This is a genomic window from Ideonella lacteola (assembly GCF_038066555.1).
In the GTDB taxonomy this organism is placed as follows: domain Bacteria; phylum Pseudomonadota; class Gammaproteobacteria; order Burkholderiales; family Burkholderiaceae_C; genus Ideonella; species Ideonella lacteola.
Genome location: NZ_JBBUTG010000004.1, coordinates 110,702 through 132,568, shown reverse-complemented (window position 1 = coordinate 132,568; position 21,867 = coordinate 110,702). Strand labels below are relative to the sequence as shown.

21 protein-coding genes and 1 pseudogene are annotated in these 21,867 nt (G+C 68.8%); 15 read left to right on the top strand and 7 right to left on the bottom strand.

The window, feature by feature from the left end; all coding sequences use genetic code 11:
* The first annotated feature begins 6 nt into the window (after positions 1 to 6).
* The 14 genes from AACH06_RS08585 (at position 7) to AACH06_RS08520 (ending at position 12,687) form a co-directional block, all read left to right on the top strand.
* A complete protein-coding gene (locus tag AACH06_RS08585; RefSeq protein WP_341425239.1) occupies positions 7 to 1,134 on the top strand; it encodes an FHA domain-containing protein in 1,128 nt (375 codons plus the stop codon).
* 158 nt (positions 1,135 to 1,292) lie between these two features.
* Positions 1,293 to 1,505, top strand: a complete 213-nt coding sequence (locus tag AACH06_RS08580; RefSeq protein ID WP_341425238.1) for a hypothetical protein — start codon at positions 1,293 to 1,295, stop codon at positions 1,503 to 1,505.
* A 102-nt stretch (positions 1,506 to 1,607) separates the two neighbouring features.
* A complete protein-coding gene (locus AACH06_RS08575; protein WP_341425237.1) occupies positions 1,608 to 2,096 on the top strand; it encodes a hypothetical protein in 489 nt (162 codons plus the stop codon).
* The gene (sctJ, locus tag AACH06_RS08570) at positions 2,089 to 2,862 is read left to right on the top strand and encodes a type III secretion system inner membrane ring lipoprotein SctJ (RefSeq protein ID WP_341425236.1); all 774 of its coding nucleotides are present in this window, start codon (positions 2,089 to 2,091) and stop codon (positions 2,860 to 2,862) included. Before AACH06_RS08575 ends, sctJ begins: the two co-directional genes overlap by 8 nt.
* The gene (locus AACH06_RS08565; RefSeq protein ID WP_341425234.1) at positions 2,859 to 3,545 is read left to right on the top strand and encodes a hypothetical protein; all 687 of its coding nucleotides are present in this window, start codon (positions 2,859 to 2,861) and stop codon (positions 3,543 to 3,545) included. The genes sctJ and AACH06_RS08565 overlap by 4 nt, the downstream gene beginning before the upstream one ends.
* Positions 3,527 to 4,150, top strand: coding sequence for an HrpE/YscL family type III secretion apparatus protein (locus AACH06_RS08560; RefSeq protein WP_341425232.1), 624 nt, complete (start codon positions 3,527 to 3,529; stop codon positions 4,148 to 4,150). Before AACH06_RS08565 ends, AACH06_RS08560 begins: the two co-directional genes overlap by 19 nt.
* Positions 4,147 to 5,490, top strand: coding sequence for a FliI/YscN family ATPase (locus AACH06_RS08555; RefSeq protein ID WP_423221996.1), 1,344 nt, complete (start codon positions 4,147 to 4,149; stop codon positions 5,488 to 5,490). The genes AACH06_RS08560 and AACH06_RS08555 overlap by 4 nt, the downstream gene beginning before the upstream one ends.
* A gap of 13 nt (positions 5,491 to 5,503) precedes the next feature.
* Positions 5,504 to 6,004 carry a hypothetical protein gene (locus tag AACH06_RS08550; RefSeq protein ID WP_341425230.1) on the top strand — a complete coding sequence of 167 codons (501 nt, stop codon included), beginning with the start codon at positions 5,504 to 5,506 and terminating at the stop codon, positions 6,002 to 6,004.
* Positions 5,983 to 6,891 carry a type III secretion system export apparatus subunit SctT gene (gene sctT / locus AACH06_RS08545; RefSeq protein WP_341425229.1) on the top strand — a complete coding sequence of 303 codons (909 nt, stop codon included), beginning with the start codon at positions 5,983 to 5,985 and terminating at the stop codon, positions 6,889 to 6,891. Before AACH06_RS08550 ends, sctT begins: the two co-directional genes overlap by 22 nt.
* A 177-nt stretch (positions 6,892 to 7,068) precedes the next feature.
* Positions 7,069 to 8,121, top strand: a complete 1,053-nt coding sequence (locus AACH06_RS08540; RefSeq protein ID WP_341425228.1) for an EscU/YscU/HrcU family type III secretion system export apparatus switch protein — start codon at positions 7,069 to 7,071, stop codon at positions 8,119 to 8,121.
* A gap of 144 nt (positions 8,122 to 8,265) precedes the next feature.
* Positions 8,266 to 9,156: a helix-turn-helix transcriptional regulator gene (locus AACH06_RS08535; RefSeq protein ID WP_341425227.1), complete on the top strand. Its 891-nt coding sequence runs from the start codon at positions 8,266 to 8,268 to the stop codon at positions 9,154 to 9,156.
* A 65-nt stretch (positions 9,157 to 9,221) separates the two neighbouring features.
* Positions 9,222 to 9,698 (top strand): (2Fe-2S)-binding protein, encoded by a 477-nt coding sequence (locus AACH06_RS08530; RefSeq protein WP_341425226.1) that lies wholly within the window; start codon positions 9,222 to 9,224, stop codon positions 9,696 to 9,698.
* Positions 9,695 to 12,001: a xanthine dehydrogenase family protein molybdopterin-binding subunit gene (locus AACH06_RS08525; RefSeq protein ID WP_341425225.1), complete on the top strand. Its 2,307-nt coding sequence runs from the start codon at positions 9,695 to 9,697 to the stop codon at positions 11,999 to 12,001. Before AACH06_RS08530 ends, AACH06_RS08525 begins: the two co-directional genes overlap by 4 nt.
* 50 nt (positions 12,002 to 12,051) lie before the next feature.
* Entirely contained in the window at positions 12,052 to 12,687 is a 636-nt protein-coding gene (locus tag AACH06_RS08520) for a glutathione S-transferase family protein (RefSeq protein ID WP_341425224.1), read from the top strand.
* Between the two features lie 61 nt (positions 12,688 to 12,748).
* On the opposite strand, the gene AACH06_RS08515 is transcribed toward AACH06_RS08520, so the two are convergent.
* From AACH06_RS08515 to AACH06_RS08485, 7 genes and pseudogenes are all read right to left on the bottom strand, one after another.
* Positions 12,749 to 13,834, bottom strand: coding sequence for a DUF3466 family protein (locus tag AACH06_RS08515; RefSeq protein WP_341425223.1), 1,086 nt, complete (start codon positions 13,832 to 13,834; stop codon positions 12,749 to 12,751).
* A gap of 114 nt (positions 13,835 to 13,948) precedes the next feature.
* Positions 13,949 to 14,110, bottom strand: a pseudogene (locus AACH06_RS08510) (type I glyceraldehyde-3-phosphate dehydrogenase); the annotation flags it as partial.
* Between the two features lie 87 nt (positions 14,111 to 14,197).
* Positions 14,198 to 15,526: a hypothetical protein gene (locus AACH06_RS08505; RefSeq protein WP_341425222.1), complete on the bottom strand. Its 1,329-nt coding sequence runs from the start codon at positions 15,524 to 15,526 to the stop codon at positions 14,198 to 14,200.
* A gap of 282 nt (positions 15,527 to 15,808) precedes the next feature.
* On the bottom strand, positions 15,809 to 16,810 hold the full coding sequence (gap, locus tag AACH06_RS08500) for a type I glyceraldehyde-3-phosphate dehydrogenase (RefSeq protein WP_341425221.1): 1,002 nt from the start codon (positions 16,808 to 16,810) through the stop codon (positions 15,809 to 15,811).
* An 81-nt stretch (positions 16,811 to 16,891) separates the two neighbouring features.
* A complete protein-coding gene (gene tkt / locus AACH06_RS08495; RefSeq protein WP_341425220.1) occupies positions 16,892 to 18,949 on the bottom strand; it encodes a transketolase in 2,058 nt (685 codons plus the stop codon).
* Between the two features lie 230 nt (positions 18,950 to 19,179).
* Positions 19,180 to 20,241: a matrixin family metalloprotease gene (locus tag AACH06_RS08490; protein WP_341425219.1), complete on the bottom strand. Its 1,062-nt coding sequence runs from the start codon at positions 20,239 to 20,241 to the stop codon at positions 19,180 to 19,182.
* 50 nt (positions 20,242 to 20,291) lie between these two features.
* On the bottom strand, positions 20,292 to 21,149 hold the full coding sequence (locus AACH06_RS08485) for a hypothetical protein (RefSeq protein ID WP_341425218.1): 858 nt from the start codon (positions 21,147 to 21,149) through the stop codon (positions 20,292 to 20,294).
* 183 nt (positions 21,150 to 21,332) lie between these two features.
* Between AACH06_RS08485 and speD the strand changes: the two genes are divergently transcribed.
* Positions 21,333 to 21,749, top strand: a complete 417-nt coding sequence (speD, locus tag AACH06_RS08480; protein ID WP_341425217.1) for an adenosylmethionine decarboxylase — start codon at positions 21,333 to 21,335, stop codon at positions 21,747 to 21,749.
* Positions 21,750 to 21,867: the final 118 nt, after the last annotated feature.

Genomic DNA, 21,867 nt, shown 5'->3' with positions numbered 1-21,867 from the left:
CGCCGCATGACCCCAGCCGCCCCCACCCCGCGCGACACCTGGTGCCTGCGTTTCCTCAGCAGCGGCATGCGGGGCCGCCGCATCGCGCTGAAGCCGGGTACCCACACGCTCGGTTCCGCGCCCGAGTGCGAGGTGTTGCTGCCCGACACCGACGCGCGCGGCCAGCACCTCGCGCTGACGGCCGGCGAGGTGGCCCTCACTGTCCGCCGGCTGAACGATTCGCCGGTCGAGTTGAATGGCGCACCGATGGCGGCCGAGCGGCGCAGCTTGGTGCCGGGTGATGTGCTGCGCGTGGGCGCGATCGACATGCAGATCGATCGCGAGTACGCGCAGGCCAGCACCCACGACGATGCGCCCGACTCGATGTTCCTCGACGAGGAAGCTGCGGCCCAGGCGCGCGCAGCCATGCACCAGGCGTCGGGTCGCTGGTGGCCCAAGGCGGCGGTGGTCCTCGTGCTCGCTGCATTCGGCGTGACGGCGGCGGCACTCGCGTGGCGCCCGGCGGCCCGCGGCGCGGCCGAAGAAGGCCAGGGTGTCGATGCGGTGAAGCTGAGAAGCCTGTTGCGAGACTACCCCGAAGTGGTGGCGCAGCCGCCGGATGCGGGCGGCGTGGTCCGCCTGACGGGCTTCGTCGAATCTGCCGCGCGCCAGCGGACGCTCTCGCAGGCGGTGCGCGCCGTCGGCGGCCGGGTGCAGGTGGGCGTGACGCCGCTGGACGAGGTGGTCAGCCGGGCGCGCGAGTTCCTGGCCGACCCCGGCGTGGCCGTCAGCTACAAGGGCCAGGGCCACCTGCAGCTCAGCGGTGCCTCGGACCAGGCCGGCACCGCCGAGCGGGTGCAGCGGCTCACACGCGATCTCTACCCCATGATCGTCGTCGACGATCAGCTGCACTACAAGCCGGTCGCGCGGGCCGCGCAGGCATCGGGCACGCCCGACTGGGCCGACCGTCTGCCGGCGCGCGTGGTCAGCATCACCGAGGGCCCCGATGGTCTTCGCTTCGTGCAGCTGGCCAATGGCGATCGCTATTTCGAAGGTGCGCCGCTGCGCAATGGGGGCGCACTCGGCCCGGTGAGTGCCGACGACCTGGCACCCCCGGTGGCCGCCCCCGTCGAGGAGAAAAAAGATGGGCCTTGACCGAATCGTCAGGGCCTGGCGATGTGCGTGCCGTCACGCACCGCCCACCCATTTCCGCCCGGCCACGCGCTGCAGCCGCGGCCGGCGGGAATCGAGCGAGCCCATCGATGGGCCGCCTGTCGCTTGACTTGTCTTTCCAACATTCATCGGAGAAGAGCATGGCCAATACCCCGCAACCCGTTGACAGTGGCACCGTTCCGGGCGCAGTGGACGACTTCCAGAAGCGCGCCGAGGAAGCCCAGATGGCGTCGATCAAGCTGTCATCGATCCAGCTGGAAACCTCATCGATCACCGGTGCCGCGAAGGCCCGTGGCGACCTCGCCGCCCAAATGGGCAGCGACCTGCGCCAGTCGGCCAAGATGAAGGAGTAATCCTCCAGGGGCGATCCGATCGAGCGACGGCCCTTCGCGGGCCCGAGACCGGCCGGTCGCCCCGGCCCCCCATTCAGGTTTGCCGCATCGCCAGGAGGAACCATGGCCACCCCGATTGATCCCGTGTCCGCTGTCGGCGCCGGCCTGTCCGCGTCTTCGACCTCCGCCACCGCCGCCCTCGGCCGCGACACCCTGCCCGGTGCCGCCATGCCCCGTGGCGAGCCGATGCTGCAGCAATCGCTGCAGGCGCTGCACCAGGCGGCCCAGGCGCCCGATGCCGTGGGCCACGGCGTGCGCGCCGAATACAGCGGCCGGCCGACGGCCCCGATGCAACTGCTCAACCATCTGACCCAAAGCGTGCTGCTGCCGACGCGCGAAGCGGCCGAGCCGACCGCCCAGCAGGTGGCCGCCGGACTGCCCGAGGATGCGACGCTGGATGAAGCGTCCGTCGATGGGCTGAGACGCGTCAGCAGCTTCGCTATCCAGACCAGCATTCAACTGGCCAGCGAGACCACGATGCTCTCGGTGACCAGCGCGTTGGCGAGCGCCGCCAACACGACCTTCCACCAACTGTTGAGCAGCAATGAATAGCCCGCTTCGCCTGTTGGCGGCGCTGCTGCTGACCGCCCTTCTGAGTGCGTGCCGCGTCGAGCTGTATTCCGGCCTGAACGAGAACGAGGCGAACGTGATGCTCGCCGCATTGGCCGGCGCCCGCATCGACGCGGTAAAGGTGCAGGCCGGCGAATCGGGCTGGCAGCTGCAGGTCGACGAGCGCGACCTGCCGGCCGCGGTCGAGGTGCTGCAAGAACGTGGCCTGCCCGGCCCGCGCCACGCCTCGCTTGGCGAGGTGTTCCAGAAGCAGGGCCTGGTGGCCACGCCCGCCGAAGAGCGGGTGCGCTACATCTTCGGCCTGTCGCAAGAGCTGTCGCGCACGGTCGCCGAGATCGATGGTGTGGTCTCGGCCCGCGTGCATGTGGTGATTCCGGCCAACGACCCCCTGAGCGACAAGCTCAAGCCCAGCTCGGCGGCGGTCTTCATCAAGCATCGGCCCGGCACCGACCTGCGCCTGCTGGCGCCGGCCGTCAAGGAGCTGGTGGCGCACAGCGTCGAAGGCCTGAGCTACGAGCAGGTGTCGCTGACGCTCGTGCCCGCGAGCGACGTCGTCAACTCGGCTTCCAGCCGATCGCGGGCCGCGGCCGAGGCGGCCGGTCCGCTGGGCTTGAGCACCACCGCGCTGGCGACCCTGTCGATCGTGGCGCTGCTGGCCGCCGCGGCGGTGGTGGCATTGCCTTGGCTGCTGCGCCGCTCTGGGCTGCCGCTGCGGGTGTGGTTGCGCCGCGCGGGGTTCGTGAAATGAACCGCGACGCCGCCGAAAGCTTGCCTGCCAGTACCCGCTCATCGCGCGTGCTGCGGGCACGCCTGCGCGCGGCGACCCGGCCGTCGCTCGACGTCCACGCCAGCTGGTGGCCGCCCGGCTGGCGAGCGACGAGCCCCGTCGCGCTCGGCGAGGGCGGGCACCAGGCGGGCTCGCGCTGGCTCCAGCGCGCCCATTCGGTGCCGGATGCGGCGCAGGCGGCCGCCCGGCCCGATGGACCGATCGAGCGGCTTGCCTGGATGGAGGGGCGCGAGCTGCGCCGGCTCGCACTCTTCTGCGGCTTCGTGGCCCACCGCGACCACTTCGAAACCCCCGGCCTGGCGCTGGAGATGTGGCGCCAGGCCCGCCGGCTCGACCGCGACCTGCCGGATTTCGCCCTCTCGCGCTGGCCTTCGTGCCCCGCGTTGGCGATGAGCCCACGGGCCCTGGTGCAGCGCCCGCGCGCGGCCGGCCGCATGGTGGTGCGGCGCAGCTACCAGCTGATGCTGGGGTTGCTCGCGGCGCAGGGCGAGGCGCTCTGGCGCAGCGCGCGCGTCAAGTTTCCGCGCAGCCACGGCCAGGTCGCGCCACCGGCGATGCCGCCCGAACGCCGGCAGGTCTACGAAGAGCTGCTGTTCATGTGTGCGCTGCCCGAGAGGTTTGGATCATGGGACTGGCTTTTCTGATCACCGCCGAGCACCTGCACCTGCTCAGCGAGCGCAAGGTGTTGAAGGCCGACGAATACGGTGCGCTGCTCGATGCGAAAGAAGTCATCGGCACCGCGCAGCGCGAGGCATCGCGGGTGCGCAAGGACGCCGAGCGCGATGTGCAGGCGCGACTGCGTGAGGGCTACCACACGGGTTGGCGCGAGGCGCAGGCCGAACACGCGCGCCGCCACCTGGCTCAGGCTTGGGCGAACGAGCACGCGGTGTATGTGCAGCGCGAGGCCATGGCCCGCCTGGTGGTCGAGACGCTGGCGCAGTCGCTGGGGGAGTTGCCCCCGGCGTTGCGCTATGAGGGGGTGCTGCGCCGCCTGGAGTTGATGTGGGCCCACGAGCCGGTGGTCACGCTGTGGGTGTCGGCGGGTGCGCGCGAAGAGGCCGAGACCGCGGTGGCCCGCGTCCTCGAAGGCACCCGCCACACCGGGCAGGTGCATGTGATGGTGGACGAGGCCCTGACCGGCGACGAGTGCCGGCTGCAGACCTCGGCCGGCCGCGTCGAGATGGGGCTGCAGGCCCAGGTCGAGGCGTTGCGGCGTGCGCTGCAGGCGCCAGCGCCGCAGGCCGGATGACGCGGCCCATGGACACCACCCCCGACCTGCCGGCCATCGATCTGCTGGCCGATCTGCGCCAGCGGCTGGCCCAGGCGCCACCGGCGCGCGTGGTCGGCCAGGTCACCAAGGCCATTGGCCCGGCCATCGAGGCCACCGGCCTGCTGGCCCGCGTGGGCGAGGTCTGCGAGCTGTCGATCGGCCAGTCGCAGCCCTTGCTCGCCGAAGTGATGGGCTTCTCCCAGGGCACGGCATTGCTCGCCCCGATGGGGGCGATCGACGGGCTGACGGTGCGCGCCGCCGTGCTGCCCACCGGGCATGCGGCGCAGTTTCCGGTGGGGCCGGGGCTGCTCGGCCGCGTGCTCGATGCGATGGGCGAGCCCATCGATGGCGCGGGGCCGCTGCTCTCCACCGTGCGCACCGAGGTGCAGGCGCCTCCGCCACCGGCGCTGATGCGCCAGCGCATCACCCGGCCCTTGCCGACCGGCGTGCGGGCGCTCGACACGCTCTTGACCCTGGGCGAGGGCCAGCGCATCGGCGTGTTCGCGCCGCCGGGGGCCGGCAAGAGCACCTTGCTCGGCATGCTGGCGCGTCACTGCGAAGCCGATGTGGTGGTGGCCGCCCTGGTGGGCGAGCGCGGCCGTGAGGTGGCCGAGTTCCTGGACCACGGCCTCGGTGCACGCCGGGACCGATGCGTGATGGTGGTGTCCACCTCGGATCGCCCGGCCGCCGAGCGCCTGCGCTGCGCCCAGGCGGCCACGCGGGTGGCCGAGCACTTTCGCGACGAAGGCAAGCGGGTGCTGCTGCTGGTCGATTCGCTCACCCGCCTGGCGCGTGCCCAGCGCGAGATCGGCCTGGCCTGCGGCGAGCCGCCCACGCGGCGCAGCTACCCGCCGTCGGTCTTCTCGATGCTGCCGCGCCTGCTGGAGCGGGCGGGCCCGGGCGCGCGCGGCACCATCACCGCCGTCTACACGGTGCTCACCGAAGGCGAGGCCGACAACGACCCGGTGGCCGAGGAGGTGCGCTCCATCCTCGATGGCCACGTCGTGCTGTCGCGCGAGCTGGCCGGCGCCGGCCACTACCCGGCGATCGATGTGCTCGCCAGCATCAGCCGGGTGATGCCGCGGGTGGTCGATGAGACGCACCGACGGGCCGCCGGGCGGGTGCGTGCGCTGATGGCAAGGTACAAGGAGGTCGAGCTGCTGCTTCAGATCGGTGAATACCGGCCCGGTGCCGACCCCGAGGCCGACGCGGCGGTGCGCAGCAAGACGCTGATCGACGGCTTGCTTCGGCAGGAAGAGTCCGAGGCCATCGGCTGGAACGAGGCGTGCCGGGCGTTGCGCGCGCTGGCGGGCACTTGAAGGGCGGCGTCGCATGAGTGGCATGAACGCCCGCGAGGAGCGCCGCTGGCAGCAGATCCGCCAGATCCGGCAGCGGCGCCAGCAGCTCGCGGCCGCCCGGGCGTCGCAGGCCGCGGCCGAGTGGCGCCACCGGCAGGGCGAGGCCCTGCGGCAGGAGACCGAGGTGCAGCAGCGGGCCCAGGCGCGCCTGCGTCACGCCGCGACCCGGCGCCAGCAGGCGGGCGGGTTTTCAGCCGCTGAAGGTCGAGAAGGGCAGGCCTGGTCGGGCGAGCTGCAACGCCGCATCGACGACGGCCGCCGCCTCGCGCTGCTGGCCCATGCCGAGGCCAGGCAAGCCCAGATCACCGCGCGTACCGCCCAGGCGGGCGCGCGCCGCGCGGCGCAAGACCATGACCGTGCGCAACAGGCCATCGACCGGGCCCGGGCGCGTGCCGAGGCCGTGGCCGAGCACGCCGAAGAGCAGCAGATCGAAGACCTGGCCCCGCTGCGCTGGTGGCAGCGACTCGAGGGCTGACGAACCATGTGGTTCAGCCCTTGCCCCACCACGATGAGCCTTTGGCATTGGCGATGAGCGCGGTCGACGTTCTCCAGCCCGACCCGGGCGGCCTGCTGCCATGGCTGGGGCCGGTCCTGGCGCAGTGGCACCGTGACGCGTTGTCGGTCGTGTTGCTGATGCCGCGGCCCTTCGTGCTCTTCATGGTGGTGCCGTTTCTCTCGCGCACGATGATTCCCGGCACGGTGCGGCGCGGCATCATCTTTCTGCTGGCGATCCTGATGCTGCCGCTGGCCGGCTCGGCCGAGGGGCTGACGCCGGTGCAGGCCATCATGGTGGCCGCCAAAGAGGGGTTGATCGGCTTGCTGCTCGGTCTGGGGCTGGGCATCTTCCTGTGGGCCATCCAGAGCGTGGGTGACCTGGTGGATTTCCACACCGGTGCCTCCAACGCCCAGTTCTTCGATCCCGCTTTCGGCCACCAAGGCGGCCCGACCGGCCAGTTTCTCGGCTGGCTGATGGCGGTGCTCTTCGTCAGCGCGGGGGGGCTCACCGGCGTCGTCGCGCTGCTGGCCGAGTCGTACCGCATCTGGCCGCTCGCGGCACCGCTGCCCGACCTGCCGCGTCTGCTGCAGGCCTTTGCCATCCACCAGGCCGACTCGCTGTTCAACTGGATCGTCAAGCTCGGCTCGCCGGTGTTGATGGTGTTGATGCTGGTGGACTTCGGCCTCGGGCTGCTGGGCCGTTTCGTGCCGCAGTTCAACGTGTTCGTGATCGCCCAGCCGCTGAAGAGCCTGGTCGCCATCTTCATGCTGCTGGTGTGCCTGAGCCTGCTGCACGAGGCCTTGCTCACCGCAGTGCGCCCGGGCACCGATGTGCTGAGCGTCTGGCGCAGCCTGGCCGAGCACTGAGGGTCTGAGAGGCTGAGAGTCTTTCGCCGATGCCCGTCTTGAACCCCCAAACGCCCCGGCTCTTCGTTGCAAATGCTCGCCATAGCCCGAGCTATGGCTGTGCTTTGCGCCTCGATCCGGGTCGCTTGGGTGCCCCTTTCGGGCACCGCCGAAAAACTCTCAGCCTCTGAGCAGCCAATGAGCGACAAGAAGTTCCCGCCCAGCCAGCGCCGCTTGCGCGAGGCGCGTCGCGAGGGCAATGTGCCGCGCAGCAGCGAGCTGACGAGCGCGGCCGCCTTCCTGGGGGCGATGCTGGGCGTGGCCTGGTCGATGGGCGCGCTGCTGCCCGCCCTGCGCAGCCTGTGGCGGCGGGCGATCGATCCGGTGGCCTGGGCCGAGGGGCCGCAGTTCCTGGGCCCGTTCGTCACGCAGGCCATCCTGACCCTCGCCCAGGTGGCGGTGCCGGCGGTGCTGCTGGCGGCGGCCGGTGCGGTGGTCGCGTCGTTTCTGCAGGTCGGCCCCTTGCTGGCCTGGAAACGCATCCAGCCCGATCTCAAACGCATCAACCCGGCGCAGGGCCTTCAGCAGATCTTCGCGTGGCGCAATGTGTTCGGGCTGTTCATGCTGGTGCTCAAGGCCGTGCTGCTCGGCGCCGTGGTGTGGCTGAGCGTGCGCCTGTCGCTGGACAGTGCGGTGCGGCTGGGCCATGCGCCGCCGCTGAAAGTGCTGGATGTGGCGGGCCCGCTGCTGTCGCGGGTGAGCGCCTGGGCGGCCGTGATCTTCGTGTTGGTCGCAGCGGCCGATTTCGCGTTCCAGCGTTTCGACTACCTGCGCCAGCAACGCATGTCGCTCGAAGAGGTCAGACGGGAACACCGCGATGACGAAGGCGACCCCCACATGCGCGGCCAGCGTCGCAACCTGCGGCATGAGGCCCTGTTCAGCGCGCTGCCCGATCGGCTGAAGCTGGCCCAGGCCGTCATCCACACGCCCGGTGTCGCCATTGCGCTGATGCGGCTGGGCGGCGGAGCGGGGGCCTATGTGGTGGCCAAGGGGCGCGGCGAGATGGCCGCCCAGATCCGGGCGCTGGCCGAGTTGCACACGCTGCCACAGCTGCCGCTGCACGAGCTCACCGAACAGATCGACGCTGGCGTGCGCCTGGACCAGACCGTGCCCGAGCCGCTGGCCACCCCGCTGGCCCGTGCACTGGGCTGGGCGCCTCCGGTATTGGTAACACCGCCGGGGCCGTCGTAAACGTTTTCGCCCCACGACGGCATCACTATTGACAGGCGAGCCGGCTGTATCGCTGGTACCCAATTGCAACTGGATGATCCCGTGCGGCGCTGCCTTGCGCTTCTTTACCTTGAGCGTCGTGCTCGACGACAGGGGAGAAAGCGCATGTGGGAAACCAACACCCGCGACTGTCACACCATCGGACGTCTGGCAGCCACCAGCCGCGGCCCGCTGGCCTTGGAAGCGTCCATCGCCAGCGACCGGGTGCTGGCGGATCGCCCGCCGGAAGAAGCCTCGGCCTGGTGCCTCAGACCGCGTCTGCTGCAGGCGTTGACCACGGCCGGCTCCGACCGTCGCCGTGGCGACCTGGTTCGGCAGGAAATCGAGGCGCTGGGCTTCGACGAGGTCGGCTTTGGCGCCCTCGACATCAGCCGGGGCTCGCCGGTGGTGCGTTCGTTCTGCGGCGACTACGCCGACCCGGAGTGGATCGATCGCTATTTCGCGCGCCGCTACCACGAGATCGACCCCCGATTGCGGGCCATCGAGCGCAGCAGCCTGCCTTGCGTGTGGACGCTGCAGGAGCTGGCCCGCCAACCCGTGACCTTGGCCCACAAGACCGAGCTGTGTGCCTTGGTCGACGATCTGCATGAGCGGGGCGTGACGGGCGGGCTGATGCTGGCCCTGCCCGCGCTGCCCGGGCAGACCCGGCGATTCGTCAGCCTGCTGACGCGGCGCCAACCGTTGCCGCGCATCGACGATCTTGTGGTGGCCCGGGTGCTGCTGCTGGCGTTGTGCCTGGAAGAGTTCCACCACACGCTTCCTGGCATGGCGGCCGCGCCCGGTGACGACGAGGCCCCGATGTCCGAGCTGTCACCGATGCAGGCCCAGATCCTGGACCTGCTCTCGCGCGGCATGGGCGACAAGCAGATCGCCGCTCGGCTCGACATCTCGCGCCACAACGTCGACTACCACCTGCGCCGATTGCGCAAGCGATTCGGCGCCCGAAACAGGGTGCAATTGATGCAAGCTGCGTTGCGTGTCGACGGCCTCGACTGAGCCCGTTCGGGCCAGATCTGCCACACTCCGCGTCGCCGCCCGGCCGGGCGTTGGAGTGAGGGGCGATGGAACTGACGATCAATGGCCGGAAGACCACGGTGGACGACGCCGCGGTGGCGCCGGAGATGCCGCTGCTGTGGGTGCTGCGCGATGTGCTCAACCTCACCGGCACCAAGTTTGGTTGCGGCATTGCCGCCTGTGGCGCCTGCACCGTGCATGTCGACGGACAGGCGACGCGTGCCTGCGTGACGCCGGTCGGCTCGGTGGCCGGCCAACCCATTCGCACCATCGAGGCCCTCGGCTCGCCCGAGGCGCCGCATGCACTGCAGCAAGCCTGGGTGCAGCACAACGTGCCCCAATGTGGCTACTGCCAGAGCGGCATGCTGATGGCCGCGGCAGCGCTGCTGCAGAAGAACCCCCGCCCCAGCGACGCCGACATCGACGCGGCGATCACCAACCTCTGCCGTTGTGGCACCTACCCGCGCGTGCGGGCGGCCATCCACACCGCTGCGGCCCTGATGCAACCGGGCAAGAAGGCATGAAGCTCACGCGACGGCTGTGGCTGCTGTCCGGCGTGGGCGGCGCGGGCGCGCTGGTGCTGGGCTGGTCGGGCCTGCCACCGCGCAGCCGCCTGGGCCGCGCCAGCCTGTGGCCCGAAGGCTCGGGCGAGGTGGCGCTGAACGGCTGGATCAAGGTGCTGCCCGATGGCAGCGTGCAGTTTGCGTCCCCGTATGTCGAGATGGGCCAGGGCGTGTTCACCGCGCTGGCGCAGCTGGTGGCCGAAGAGATGGACATCTCGCCCGCCCGCGTGAAGCCGGTGCAGGCCCCGCACGACGCGATCTACGGCAACGTGGCGATGTTTGCCGCCAGCCTGCCCTTGCACCCCACCAGCACCGAGCCCGGCCACGAGACGACGGGGGCCCGGCTGAGCCACTGGATGATCAAGAAGGTGGCGCGCGAACTGGGCATCGCGGTGACCGGCGGGTCGTCGACGATGGCCGACGCGTGGGAGCCGCTGCGGCTGGCCGCGGCCACGGCGCGGGCCCAGTTGCTCGGTGCGGCGTCGCTGCGCTGGAAGCTGCCGGTGGACGAGTTCACCGTGACCGACGGCCGCGTCGTGCACAGCGCGGGCCACGACCAAGGCCACTACGGCGAGCTGGCCGCCGCTGCGGCGCTGACGCCGCCGGGCGAGGTGCGCCTGAAACCACGCGCCGCCTGGACGCGCATCGGCAAGCCGCAGCCCCGGCACGACGCGTTGGCGAAAAGCACCGGGCAGGCTGGCTATGGGCTGGACACGCGTCGGCCCGGCCAGCTCTATGCCGTGGTGCTGCACGCGCCCGCGCTGGGGGGCGTGCCGCAGCGCGTCGACACCACGGCCGCCATGGCCCGGCCTGGTGTGGAGCGCATCGTGCGGCTGCCGCCGCTGGCCGGCTCCACCGATGCCTTTGCGGTGGTCGGCCGCAGCACCTGGCATGCCAAGCAAGGCGCCCAGGCGCTCGAGATCGATTGGCAGTTGCCGCCGGGTGGCGCGCTCGACTCGGTGCGCATCCTCGAGGGCTTGTCGGATGCGGCGCGCGAGGCGGCCGAGCAGGACGAAGGCTTTGGCTTCTATGCCCGTGGCGACGGCGCGCAGGCGCTGGCCCAGGCCGCGCAGAAGCTGGAGGCGCTGTACCGCGCGCCCTACCTGGCCCACGCCACGATGGAGCCGATGAACTGCACGGCTCAGGTCCATGCGGACGGCTCGGTCGAGGTCTGGGCGCCGACGCAGATGCCCACCGCCGCGCGGGATGCCGCCGCGAAGGTGGCGGGTGTCGCGCCCGAGCGCGTGAGTCTGCATGTCACCTACCTGGGCGGTGGCTTCGGCCGCCGCCTCGAGGTGGACTATGTGGCCCAGGCCGTGCGTGTGGCGATGGAAACAGGCGGCCGGCCGGTGCAGCTGGTGTGGCCGCGCGAAGAGGATTTCACCCACGACTTCTACCGCCCGGCAGGTGCTGCGCTGCTGCGTGGTGGCCTGGATGCCTCGGGGCGCCTGCAGGTGCTGAGCATCCACAGTGCCGGCGATGCGATCGCGCCGCGCTGGATCGAGCGCACGCTGCCTGCGTTGGCCGGCCCGGTGGATACACCCGACAAGACGACGGCCGAAGGCCTGTTCGACCTGGCCTACGACGTGCCGCACCAGCGCATGGCGCACGTGGCGCGGCGCAGCGGCGTGCCGATCGGCTTCTGGCGCTCGGTCGGCCATTCGCACAACGCCTTCTTCAGCGAGAGCTTCATCGACGAGCTGGCCCACGCCGCCAAGACGGACCCGGTGGCGTTTCGCCTGCAGATGCTGGGCGCGATGCCGCGCCACGCCCAGGTGCTGCAGCGGGTGGCCGAGCGGGCCGGATGGGGCCAAGCGCTGCCCGCGGGCCGTGCGCGCGGCGTGGCATTGCACGAAAGCTTCGGCAGCATCGTCGGGATGGTGGTCGAGGCGTCTGTCGACACGGTCGATGGCCGGCGTCAACCGCGGGTGCGCCGGGTGGTGTGCGCGGTCGACTGCGGCACCGTCATCAACCCCGATGGCGTGGCGCAGCAGGTGGAAAGCAGCGTGGTGTTCGGCCTGTCGGCGGCGCTCCACGGCGAGATCCACATCGTGCGCAGCCAGGTGCAGGCCCGCAACTTCCCCGACCAGCCGATGCTCTCGCTGCGCGATGCGCCGACCATCGAAACGCACCTGATCGACACGCACCTTCCGCCGACCGGCATGGGCGAACCGGCCTTGCCCCCGTTGGCGCCAGCCCTGGCTAATGCGATATTTGCACTGACCGGCCAGCGCCTGCGCAGCCTGCCCCTGCGGCTGGCTTGAGCAACGAGACGGCCGGGCATCCCTCAACCATCCCCACCCCGGAGGCGACCATGTACACACTCTACGGTTCACGCGGCAGCGGTTCGGCGATCGTCGAAGCCGCGCTCGAACGCTGCGGCCTCGCGTTTCGCCAGGTTCGCGCCTCGGCCTGGGAAGACGATTCGGCCATCGATGAGCTGCGCCGGGTGAATCCGTTGGCGCAGATCCCGACGCTGGTCATGCCCGATGGCAGCGTGATGACCGAAAGCGCCGCGATCCTGATTCACCTCGGCTTGCAGCACCCGAACAGCGCTCTGCTGCCCACAGACGAAAGCGCCCGTGCCCAGACGCTGCGCGGCGTGGTGTTCATCGCGGCCAACTGCTACAGCGCGATCACCGCCAGTGACTACCCCGAGCGCTTCACCACCGACGACGGCGACGAGGCCCGAGCCTCGGTGCGCGAAGCCGCCCGGCGCATGCTGCACCGCCACTGGGAGATCTTTGCCGACCAGTTCCCGGCGACCCCATTCCTCAGCCGGACGACGATGCCCGGCGCCCTCGACCTGATGGCCGCAGTGGTCTCGAAATGGTCCGGCGCCCGCGCCCACCTGGCCAAGCACCGCCCGGACTTCAGCGCCCTGCTCCACCGCATCGAAACCCATCCGAGCGTGCAGCCGGTGCTGGCGCGGCATTTCGACCCGCAGTGACCCGAGGGCCTGCCGCGGGCCTTGGCCATCCGCACACATCTTGGTGCGGTTCGCAACGGCCTCAGCGTGGGCTGACGGGTCTCAATCGGAACGATTCGAATGCGTAGCTGCCGGGCGACGAAGTGCCCGCAGCCAGGATCTCACCGTGGTTGTTGATGGCAATGGAGTAGGCCAATCGGTGCATCTTGCCGCCAGAGCCACGACAGCCGTCGGTGTCGAGTCGCGTGTTGAGGTCGATCGGCTCGTCTGCATAGTGAGGCCAGACGAGGGCACCGAGATTGCCGGTGTTGACGTACCCGACCACTGCGCCGCCATCGTTGATGTCACTGGCGACCGTACCTTCGGCGCCGGCGAAGGGCTTCAACGCGAAGGCGGCACCATTGATCCAGGCGATGGGAAGGCGTGGCAGGGTGGAGTCACCGATGCTGCTCCAGCCCACCACGACGCCGAGGTTGTTGACCGCCACGGCGGAGGATTCGACACCGAAGGCCGTGGAACCCAGGTCCACCAGGCTGGCGCGGGTGCCGTCGGTCCATTGCACGGCCGTCTGGTATGAACGGGGCGAGCCACTGTGCCCCACCACCATTCCCGACGCATTGATCGCGTTGGCCTGGCTGTCGGTCTTGTGGTTGCCACCGCTCCGGCTGTCCAGGGCGCCCAGGTCGATCACGCGGCCGTTCTTCCACAAGGCGGCGTGACGCCGGTACTGAGAGTTGGTGCTGTAACCGACCGCGTGACCGCCGTCGTTGATCGCCATGGCCTGGCTGTCAGGCACCGCTGCGTCAGAGAACGGCGGCAGCGTCTTACCGACCCCATCGATCCACACGGCGGCCAGTTGATAGCCTTGGTCGTTGACGCTGCCCGCCAAGTCGCCCCGGCGATTGATGGCGTAGGCGACGTTGGTGGCCCGCTCGAAGCCAGCCACTTGAGGTAGCTTCTCCATTCTGCGTTGGCGCCAGATCGCGGCGTACCAGCCCTCGTGCTTCACCGATGTGGAGCCCGCGACCGCACCGCGGTCGTTGATGTCGAACACATGGGCACCCGCCTGGAACAGGCGTTCACAGCGGTAGGTGGCCGGCTCGGCCGCCCAGGTGCCGACGGCAGCAGCGATGGCGGTCAGCGCGAAGACGGATCGGACGATGTTCATGGCTGGCGGCCCGTGATGTGCATAGGGCGCCGAGTCTAACGTCTTAAATTGACGCAATCGTCGCGAAACGAAAAAGGGGCCGATGGCCCCCTTATTCGAAGTTAGGCCAACGCCTTACTTGGCGATCACGCGCGCCATCTCGAGCACCTTGTTCGAGTAGCCCCACTCGTTGTCGTACCAGGCCACGACCTTGACGAAGGTCTTGTCGAGAGCGATGCCGGCCTCGGCGTCGAACACCGAGGTGCAGGGCTCGCCGCGGAAGTCGGTGGCGACGACAGCGGCACATCGACAGTTCAATGGCCAAGCATCTCAACAAGGAACGGGGCACGAAGACCCCAGATCCGAGACCAGCTCCATGCTTTCTCAGGGAAGCTGTGGCACCTGCACGATGCGGAAATCGTCGTAGTCGACGATGAACTGGGGCGGGTAGTCGCCAGGGGCCCAGGTGCCGTCGATGTAGCTCTTCAGGTGCGCATTGCCCAGCAAATTGGGGTGGACCCAGACCGACGGCCAGGGCTGCTGGTCAGTGCGTTTCGGAACGTAGTGCGCAGCGTCCCCGTGCAGGTACCCGTAGTACTTCCGGTTGTAGCCCAGCACGTACGAGCCCACGAAGGGCCGGTTCGGGCAGTCGTTCTGCGTCATGGGCATGCGCAGGAAGGATTGATTGGAGCCCGCGCTGCCCAGCGGCCGAACCTGATAGTTCAAGGCTTGATCGCTGGAACCCTCGACACCGAAAAGGAACTTCAGCGCGCCGTTGGTGACGGAGGGCCGCATGACGTAGCTGATCGAAATCCAAGGCGGCACATGCGTGTCGGCCGAGTCCACGCGAGTCACGTTGGCGATCGGGAAGCTTTGCTCCCACAGCGTCACTTGGCAGATCTTGTTTGCATCGGCATCCGCTTGCGAACACTTCTGAACGCCAGACGGAACCTGGGAATTCCTGATCTTGGTGAAGAGCTTGAAGTAGACGTGTTCCGAGCCATCGGGACCCGGGTCCACGCGCACGTCCAGGCCCGGAGCGGGGGAGAAGCCGTCCTCGTAGGTGTAGTTCCGATTGCACTCGGGAATGTTCTGCGAGTGGAACTGCCCGACGACCGCGGATGCAGCCAATTTGTCTCCGTTGGCATCGCGCTTGAGCATGCTCACGTTGTAGAGGCGGAATTTCCACGAGAACCGGACCGTGTTGGTCGGCGCGAGGTAGTTCACGCCCAGGTCATCCCAGCCCCGCTTGTTGGTGATGCCGTCGTAGGCGTAGTAGGTCTGGCGGCTGCGCATCTCCGAGCCACCCTTGCCGTCGTCCATCTCGTTCCAGTTGTCGCTGGCGACGGACCCGTCGGCGTTGTAGGTGACCACCGCATCACGACGATCGAAAGGCATGGTGATGAATCGGAAGAACTGATTGCCATCCAGTGTGCGCGGGCCGCAATACCCCGGCCGCGAAGCTTGGCCGAAGGTTTTGTATTGCGTGTTCGGCGCATTGCCGTCCGTGGTGCCGTGGGCGACCTGGTTGCACGAAGCGTAGTACCACCAGTTGTTCGAATTGCTCGTGTTCGAGAAGTCTTCGTAAACGTAGGCCCAGCCGTCCGGCTGAAGAATGGGTGTCGCGTTGACATTGCCCGCGATCAGCAGCGGTGCCGTGACCATTCCCAGGACCAGCCAACGGCGTTGCCCGAAGTCGAGATGAATATGCATCGGAAGTTCTCCCAGAGTTTGTAGGTTCGGGCGCCCATGGTGCTGCACTTCGGGCGCAGCTCGTGATCCAGGTCGGCGGGGCGCGGTTCGCTGGCTCGGATTTCGTTGTAGCAGCGTCGTACTTGAACTCCGATGGCGTCGCCAACACCCACCAAGAGCAGTGGTGACGACGGATTCGCAGCGCTGCTAAGGAACGCGGGCGCCATCGTAGCCGGGAGAACGCTGAGGATCCCAATGAAAAGGGCCCCGCAGGGCCCTTCGTGATCGAACTTGGCGAGCGCCTTACTTGGCGATCACGCGCGCCATCTCGAGCACCTTGTTCGAGTAGCCCCACTCGTTGTCGTACCAGGCCACGACCTTGACGAAGGTCTTGTCGAGAGCGATGCCGGCTTCGGCGTCGAACACCGAGGTGCAGGGCTCGCCGCGGAAGTCGGTGGCGACGACCTTGTCTTCGGTGTAGGCCAGCACGCCCTTCATCGCGCCTTCGGACGCCGCCTTCATGGCCTTGCAGATGTCCTCGTAGCTGGCTTCCTTGTTCAGTTCGACCGTCAGGTCGACCACCGAGACGTCAGAGGTGGGCACGCGGAAGGCCATGCCGGTGAGCTTCTTGTTCAGCTCGGGGATCACCACGCCCACGGCCTTGGCGGCGCCAGTCGACGAGGGGATGATGTTCTCGAGGATGCCGCGGCCGCCGCGCCAGTCCTTGTTCGACGGGCCGTCGACGGTCTTCTGCGTCGCAGTGGCTGCGTGCACGGTGGTCATCAGGCCGCGCTTGATGCCGAAGGTGTCGTTCAGCACCTTGGCGACGGGCGCCAGGCAGTTGGTGGTGCACGAGGCGTTGGAGATGATGGCCTGACCGGCGTAGCTCTTGTCGTTCACGCCGTAGACAAACATCGGCGTGTCGTCTTTCGACGGGGCCGACAGGATCACCTTCTTGGCGCCGGCCGCCAGGTGCTTCTCGGCGGTTTCCTTGGTCAGGAACAGGCCGGTCGATTCGACGACGATGTCGGCACCGACGTCACCCCACTTCAGCTCGGCCGGGTCCTTGACGGCGGTCAAGCGGATCTTCTTGCCGTTGACGACCAGCGTGTTGCCGTCGACCGAAACCTCGCCCTTGAAGCGGCCGTGCACGCTGTCGTACTTCAGCATGTAGGCCAGGTAGTCCGGCTCGAGCAGGTCGTTGATGCCGACGACTTCGATGTCGTTGGCGAAGTTCTGCACCGCAGCGCGGAACACCATCCGGCCGATGCGGCCGAAACCGTTGATACCGATCTTGATCGTCATGTTGTGATTTCCCAGGTTGAACAGAAAAGCGGTGATCCGAATGAACAAGGGGCAGACCGTTGAAGTCTGCCCCTGCCGTGGTTACTTGGCGAGCACTTTGCGCACCGTCAGCGCGAGGTTTTCCGCCGTGAAGCCGAAGTGCTTGAACAGCACGCCAGCCGGGGCGGATTCGCCGAAGCGGTCGATGCCGACGACGGCGGCGCAGCCGTACTTCCACCAGAAGTCGGTCACGCCGGCCTCGATGGCGATGCGCGGCAGCTTGGGCGGCAGCACCTCGGACTTGTACTCGACGCTCTGGCGATCGAAGACGGTGGTCGAGGGCATCGAGACGACGCGCACGGCGATCTTGTGCCCGGCCAGCAGTTGCTGGGCGTTCAGCGCCAGCTGCACCTCGGAACCGGTGGCGATGATGACCGCCTGGGCGGCCTTCTTCAGGCCGACTTCGGCCGGCTCGGCCAGCACATAGGCGCCGCGGGTAATCACGTCGGCGTCATGCTTGGGGGCGTAGGGCAGGTTCTGGCGCGACAGCAGCAGCGCGCTCGGGCGGTGCTTGTTGGCCAGCGCCATCGTCCACGCGACGGCGGTCTCGGTGGTGTCGGCGGGGCGCCAGACATCCAGGCCCGGGATCAGGCGCAGGCTCGCCGCGTGCTCGATGGACTGGTGCGTCGGGCCATCTTCGCCCAGGCCGATCGAGTCGTGGGTGAAGACGTGAATCACGCGGCGCTTCATCAGCGCGGCCATGCGGATGGCGTTGCGGCTGTAGTCGCTGAAGGTCAGGAAGGTGCCACCGTAGGGGATGTAGCCCCCGTGCAGCGCCACGCCGTTCATGACCGCGGCCATGCCGAACTCGCGCACACCGTAGTTGATGTGGCGGCCGATCTGGCCCGCCTCGGTTTTGACCACCGCGCCTTGGGCGTCAACGCGCAGCGCCGGGGTCGACTTGGTGTTGGTGAGGTTCGAGCCGGTCAGGTCGGCCGAGCCGCCGAGCAGCTCGGGCAGTGCGGCGGTGAAATGCTCCAGCGCGATCTGGCTGGCCTTGCGGCTGGCGACGGTTTCAGCCTTGTCGTGGGCGCTGCCCACGGCTTCGACGGCGATTTCGGCGAAGTTCTTCGGCAACTCACCAGCCATACGGCGGGTGAATTCGGCTGCGGCCTCGGGGAAGGCGGCGGTGTAGGCCTCGAAGCGGGTGTTCCACTCGGCTTCGGCCCGGGCGCCGGCTTCGCGGGCGTTCCACGCCTGGCGGACGTCATCCGGCACCTGGAAGGGCTCATGGCTCCAGCCCAGGGCCTCGCGGGTCAGCTTGATCTCGTCGGCCCCCAGCGGCTCGCCGTGCGCCTTGGCGGTGCCGGCGCGGTTGGGCGAGCCCTTGCCGATGGCTGTCTTGCAGACGATCAGCGTGGGTTTGTCGGCCGAGGCGCGGGCCTGGGCAATGGCGGCGTCGATCGCATCGACATCGTGGCCATCCACGCTGGCGATCACGTTCCAGCCGTAGGCGGCGAAGCGCTGGGGCGTGTTGTCGATGAACCAGGGGGCTACCTGGCCGTCGATCGAGATGCCGTTGTCGTCGTACAGCGCGATCAGCTTGTTCAGCTTCCAGGCGCCGGCCAGCGCGCAGGCTTCGTGGCTCACGCCTTCCATCAGGCAGCCATCGCCGAGGAAGACATAGGTGTGGTGGTCGACGATGGTGTGGCCATCACGGTTGAACTCGGCGGCCAACAGCTTCTCGGCCAGCGCCATGCCCACCGCATTGGTGATGCCTTGGCCGAGCGGGCCGGTCGTGGTCTCGATGCCCGGGGTGACGTCGACCTCGGGGTGGCCCGGCGTCATGCTGTGCATCTGACGGAAGGCCTTGATCTGCTCGATCGGCAGGTCGTAGCCGGTCAGGTGCAGCACAGCGTAGATCAGCATCGAGGCATGGCCGTTGCTGAGCACGAAGCGGTCGCGGTCGGCCCAGTGCGGGTTGCCGGGGTGGTGCTTCAAGTGGCGGCCCCACAGGGCCTGGGCCATTTCGGCCATGCCCATCGGCGCGCCGGGGTGGCCGGAGTTGGCCTGCTGCACGGCGTCCATCGCCAGCGCGCGGATGGCGTCGGCCATCGGCAGGGTTTCTTCTTTGCGGGGGAGCGTGGTGTCTGCGGCCATGGGCGGTCCAGGGCCCCGGTGCGGGGCCGGTCGGGTGAGCGGGGGAGAACCGGCGATTTTATCCAGGCTCCCCGACTCGCTCCCGAACCGTCCCCGAACCGCGCTCAATGGCGCCTTGCAGGGGCCGCCGCCTTCCCGTGGCGTGTGTGGATCCGGCCTGGCCGGCCCACTGCGCGAGCCTCCGGTTCACGCGGCCTTCAAGGCCAGCCCCCGTGAGGGGGCGTGGGGGCTCAATACACCGTGATCGCGCGCGGCATCGGCTGGCCGTTGTTGCTTTCGTTGGCTTCGGCCAGGCCCGAGTCCTTGTCGACCAGGAACCCCAGGTAGTAGGTGCCGGGCGCCACATCGGCCGGGATCGTCAGCGAGCGGGTGAAGGTGCCGATGGCGCCGGCCGAGGCCCAGGCCCCGGTGTTGCTGCCCAACAGGCGGTCGCCCGTGCTGATGATGTTGTTGGTCGAGAGGTAGAAGCCGAGGTTGAAGGTGGCCGACGACGTGCCGAGGTTGGCGAAGGTGTAGCCGATGTTGACCGTCGAGCCCCGCGCCGCCAAGGTGGGTGAGCTCACGAGGCCGCTGGTGCCGCTGCCGGTGCGCTGGAAGGGCGAGCCGGCCACGTCCGTTTCAGTCGTGCCATCCGGGTACAGCGCCCGCACGCCGGAGCGGTCATCGGGCAGCGGATCGACCTCCTTCGCATAGCCCAGCGGGCCGCCGTTGGCGTAGTACGAGTTCATCGTGGCCTGCACGCCGTCTGAATGGCCCAGGCCCAGTGCATGGCCCAGCTCGTGCAGCGCCACCAGCTCGAAGTTGTAGGGCGAGCCGAGGTTCGCGTAGTCCAGCTTGCCCGTGTTCCAGCCGAGGTTGCTGTTGAAGGCGATGTCGGCCTCGTCGCGACCATACTGGTAGCCGAAAAGCCAGTAGCAGTGGTAGCGGCTGAAGGTCACCGCCAGGGCCGAGCCGACTTCCGTGCCGTGCAGGTAGATCTCGTTGGTGCCGTTGTCCTTGGCGTGCGAGCCGTCGGTGTCGCGGCCCACGTAGAAGTTGAAGCTGGAGCCCTTGACATTGTTCCAGTGCCACATGGCGTTCTGCAGATCACTGTCCCAGGTCGACCCGGCGGGGAACGACGTGGTGCTGATGTACATGTTGGTCCAGTTGTTGTTCCACTTGATCTTGTTGCCTTCGCACTCGAGCCAGGTGGCGGCTTGGGCGGCCGAAGCGGCCATGGCGAGCAGGCCGATGGCCGCTGCGGCTTTGGGCAGGCCGCGGCGGGCCCGGGTGGTTTGGTGGGTCGTGTTCATGAAATCCTCTTGATCGTTTCAGTGTTCGTGGGGCGCGATGGACGCGCGCATCAGCGCTGGTCGGCCACGGCGGGCTGGCTGCGCGGCAAGGGCAGGCTCACGCCACCGCCCTCGGGCATCGCCACCGGCTGACGGGCGGCGCGCTGGTTCGGGGCGGCGGCGTCCTGGCCGGCGTCCTCGGTCTGCACGTCCTGCGGCGTCACGCTGCGCAGGGCCTTGCCGGCGTGTCCCGCGGCGCGCTGACGCATCTCGGCCACGAAGCGGTCGGCCGACATCGCGCGGGCCGGCATCGCCTGAACTTGCACCGTCGTGCTGGGCGAGCCGTCGTCCGTCTGGCCGGCGTGCATCTCGGGCTTCGGGGTGCGGGCTCGCGTCATCTCCGGGGCGCCCAGCAGCACGACGTCCATCTCATCGCCCTCACGGCGCTGCACGTGGCCCTCGGCCATGCCGACGATGTCGTGGCCCTCGGCGTCTTGCACCTTGGTCTTGCCGGTTGCGGCATCGGGCACCAGGCGGAACATGCCCTGGCCCCAACCCACCAGCGGCACGAGGTCCTTGCCGTTGCCTTGCACGAACAGCAGCACGCGTTCGTTCGGCGCGAAGCTCGGTGCACCATCGACATGCAGGCCACGGCCATCGACCAGACCACCCCGCACACGCAAGGTCAGCGTGGGGGCGTTCAGTCGGCCGCTGAGCACCTCCAGATGGTCCAGCGTGACATAGGTGTGCACGTCGTGAGGCTTGCTCGCCGACGCTTGCACCGAACGCACCGTGCCGATCACGATGCCGTCAGCCTCGTTGACCAAGGCGTCGACGTTCTTGTAGGGCAGCACGGTGGCGTGCCCGGGTGAGGCCATGGCCGCCAGCAACGCCGCGGTCGTCATGGAGAGAGCCAGTTTCAGTCGCATGATGTTTCCCTGAAGTTTGAGTAGCGCCGGTCCTTGGCGCCGGTGGTGGCGGTGTCGTTCACCGCTGCCGCTAGCGTAGGCAGTGGCCTCGTTCGGCGCCCTCCCTTCTCCGCGGGGGAGAGGCCCTTGGATCGAGGGGCCCCCTTTGGGGGGTGGCGCCTGGCGCCGATAATCCCGAGCACGATGCAAGGCCTGCACCTCACCGCCGACCTGCGCGGCTGCGCCCCCACCCTGCCGGCGATGACCGAGCCGCAGGTGCTGCGCGCAGCCTGCCGCGCGGCCGTCGAGGCGGCTGGTCTTCGGGCCGTGGGCGAGGTGTTCCACCAGTTCGAACCGCTGCCCGATGGCCAGCACGCGCCCGGCATCACCGGCGTGGTGCTGCTCGCCGAATCTCACCTCGCGGTGCACACCTGGCCGGAGCTGGGGGCGGTCACGGTCGACGTGTACGTCTGCAATGTCGGCGCCGATCACTCGGCCCGTGCGGAGGTGGTGCTGGGCGGCTTGCTGCAGCTGTTTGCGCCCGCGTCGGTGGAGCGCCATCGCCTGTGGCGTGGGGCTCTGGCCGACTCGGGCGCCGTGGCCCGGACGCAGCCTGCGTGACACCTGAAGGCGGCGCACTGCTGCCACAGCAAGTTACCGTGTTGCTGCGTATTGCTGCGCCGGGCGGGGTCGGTCTGCTAAGGTGCGGCACGCCAAGAACGAGATCTGCACCGGAAAG

Excerpts from the sequence above, each read along its gene's own strand:
- AACH06_RS08530 (WP_341425226.1), top strand. The coding sequence starts at position 9,222 with ATGGAACTGACGATCAATGGCCGGAAGACCACGGTGGACGACGCCGCG.
- AACH06_RS08520 (WP_341425224.1), top strand. The coding sequence starts at position 12,052 with ATGTACACACTCTACGGTTCACGCGGCAGCGGTTCGGCGATCGTCGAA.
- AACH06_RS08580 (WP_341425238.1), top strand. The coding sequence starts at position 1,293 with ATGGCCAATACCCCGCAACCCGTTGACAGTGGCACCGTTCCGGGCGCA.
- AACH06_RS08515 (WP_341425223.1), bottom strand. The coding sequence starts at position 13,834 with ATGAACATCGTCCGATCCGTCTTCGCGCTGACCGCCATCGCTGCTGCC.
- speD (WP_341425217.1), top strand. The coding sequence starts at position 21,333 with ATGCAAGGCCTGCACCTCACCGCCGACCTGCGCGGCTGCGCCCCCACC.
- AACH06_RS08525 (WP_341425225.1), top strand. The coding sequence starts at position 9,695 with ATGAAGCTCACGCGACGGCTGTGGCTGCTGTCCGGCGTGGGCGGCGCG.
- AACH06_RS08490 (WP_341425219.1), bottom strand. The coding sequence starts at position 20,241 with ATGAACACGACCCACCAAACCACCCGGGCCCGCCGCGGCCTGCCCAAA.
- AACH06_RS08565 (WP_341425234.1), top strand. The coding sequence starts at position 2,859 with ATGAACCGCGACGCCGCCGAAAGCTTGCCTGCCAGTACCCGCTCATCG.
- AACH06_RS08560 (WP_341425232.1), top strand. The coding sequence starts at position 3,527 with ATGGGACTGGCTTTTCTGATCACCGCCGAGCACCTGCACCTGCTCAGC.
- sctJ (WP_341425236.1), top strand. The coding sequence starts at position 2,089 with ATGAATAGCCCGCTTCGCCTGTTGGCGGCGCTGCTGCTGACCGCCCTT.
- AACH06_RS08555 (WP_423221996.1), top strand. The coding sequence starts at position 4,147 with ATGACGCGGCCCATGGACACCACCCCCGACCTGCCGGCCATCGATCTG.
- AACH06_RS08485 (WP_341425218.1), bottom strand. The coding sequence starts at position 21,149 with ATGCGACTGAAACTGGCTCTCTCCATGACGACCGCGGCGTTGCTGGCG.
- tkt (WP_341425220.1), bottom strand. The coding sequence starts at position 18,949 with ATGGCCGCAGACACCACGCTCCCCCGCAAAGAAGAAACCCTGCCGATG.
- AACH06_RS08550 (WP_341425230.1), top strand. The coding sequence starts at position 5,504 with ATGAGTGGCATGAACGCCCGCGAGGAGCGCCGCTGGCAGCAGATCCGC.
- AACH06_RS08585 (WP_341425239.1), top strand. The coding sequence starts at position 7 with ATGACCCCAGCCGCCCCCACCCCGCGCGACACCTGGTGCCTGCGTTTC.
- gap (WP_341425221.1), bottom strand. The coding sequence starts at position 16,810 with ATGACGATCAAGATCGGTATCAACGGTTTCGGCCGCATCGGCCGGATG.
- AACH06_RS08575 (WP_341425237.1), top strand. The coding sequence starts at position 1,608 with ATGGCCACCCCGATTGATCCCGTGTCCGCTGTCGGCGCCGGCCTGTCC.
- AACH06_RS08535 (WP_341425227.1), top strand. The coding sequence starts at position 8,266 with ATGTGGGAAACCAACACCCGCGACTGTCACACCATCGGACGTCTGGCA.
- AACH06_RS08540 (WP_341425228.1), top strand. The coding sequence starts at position 7,069 with ATGAGCGACAAGAAGTTCCCGCCCAGCCAGCGCCGCTTGCGCGAGGCG.
- AACH06_RS08505 (WP_341425222.1), bottom strand. The coding sequence starts at position 15,526 with ATGCATATTCATCTCGACTTCGGGCAACGCCGTTGGCTGGTCCTGGGA.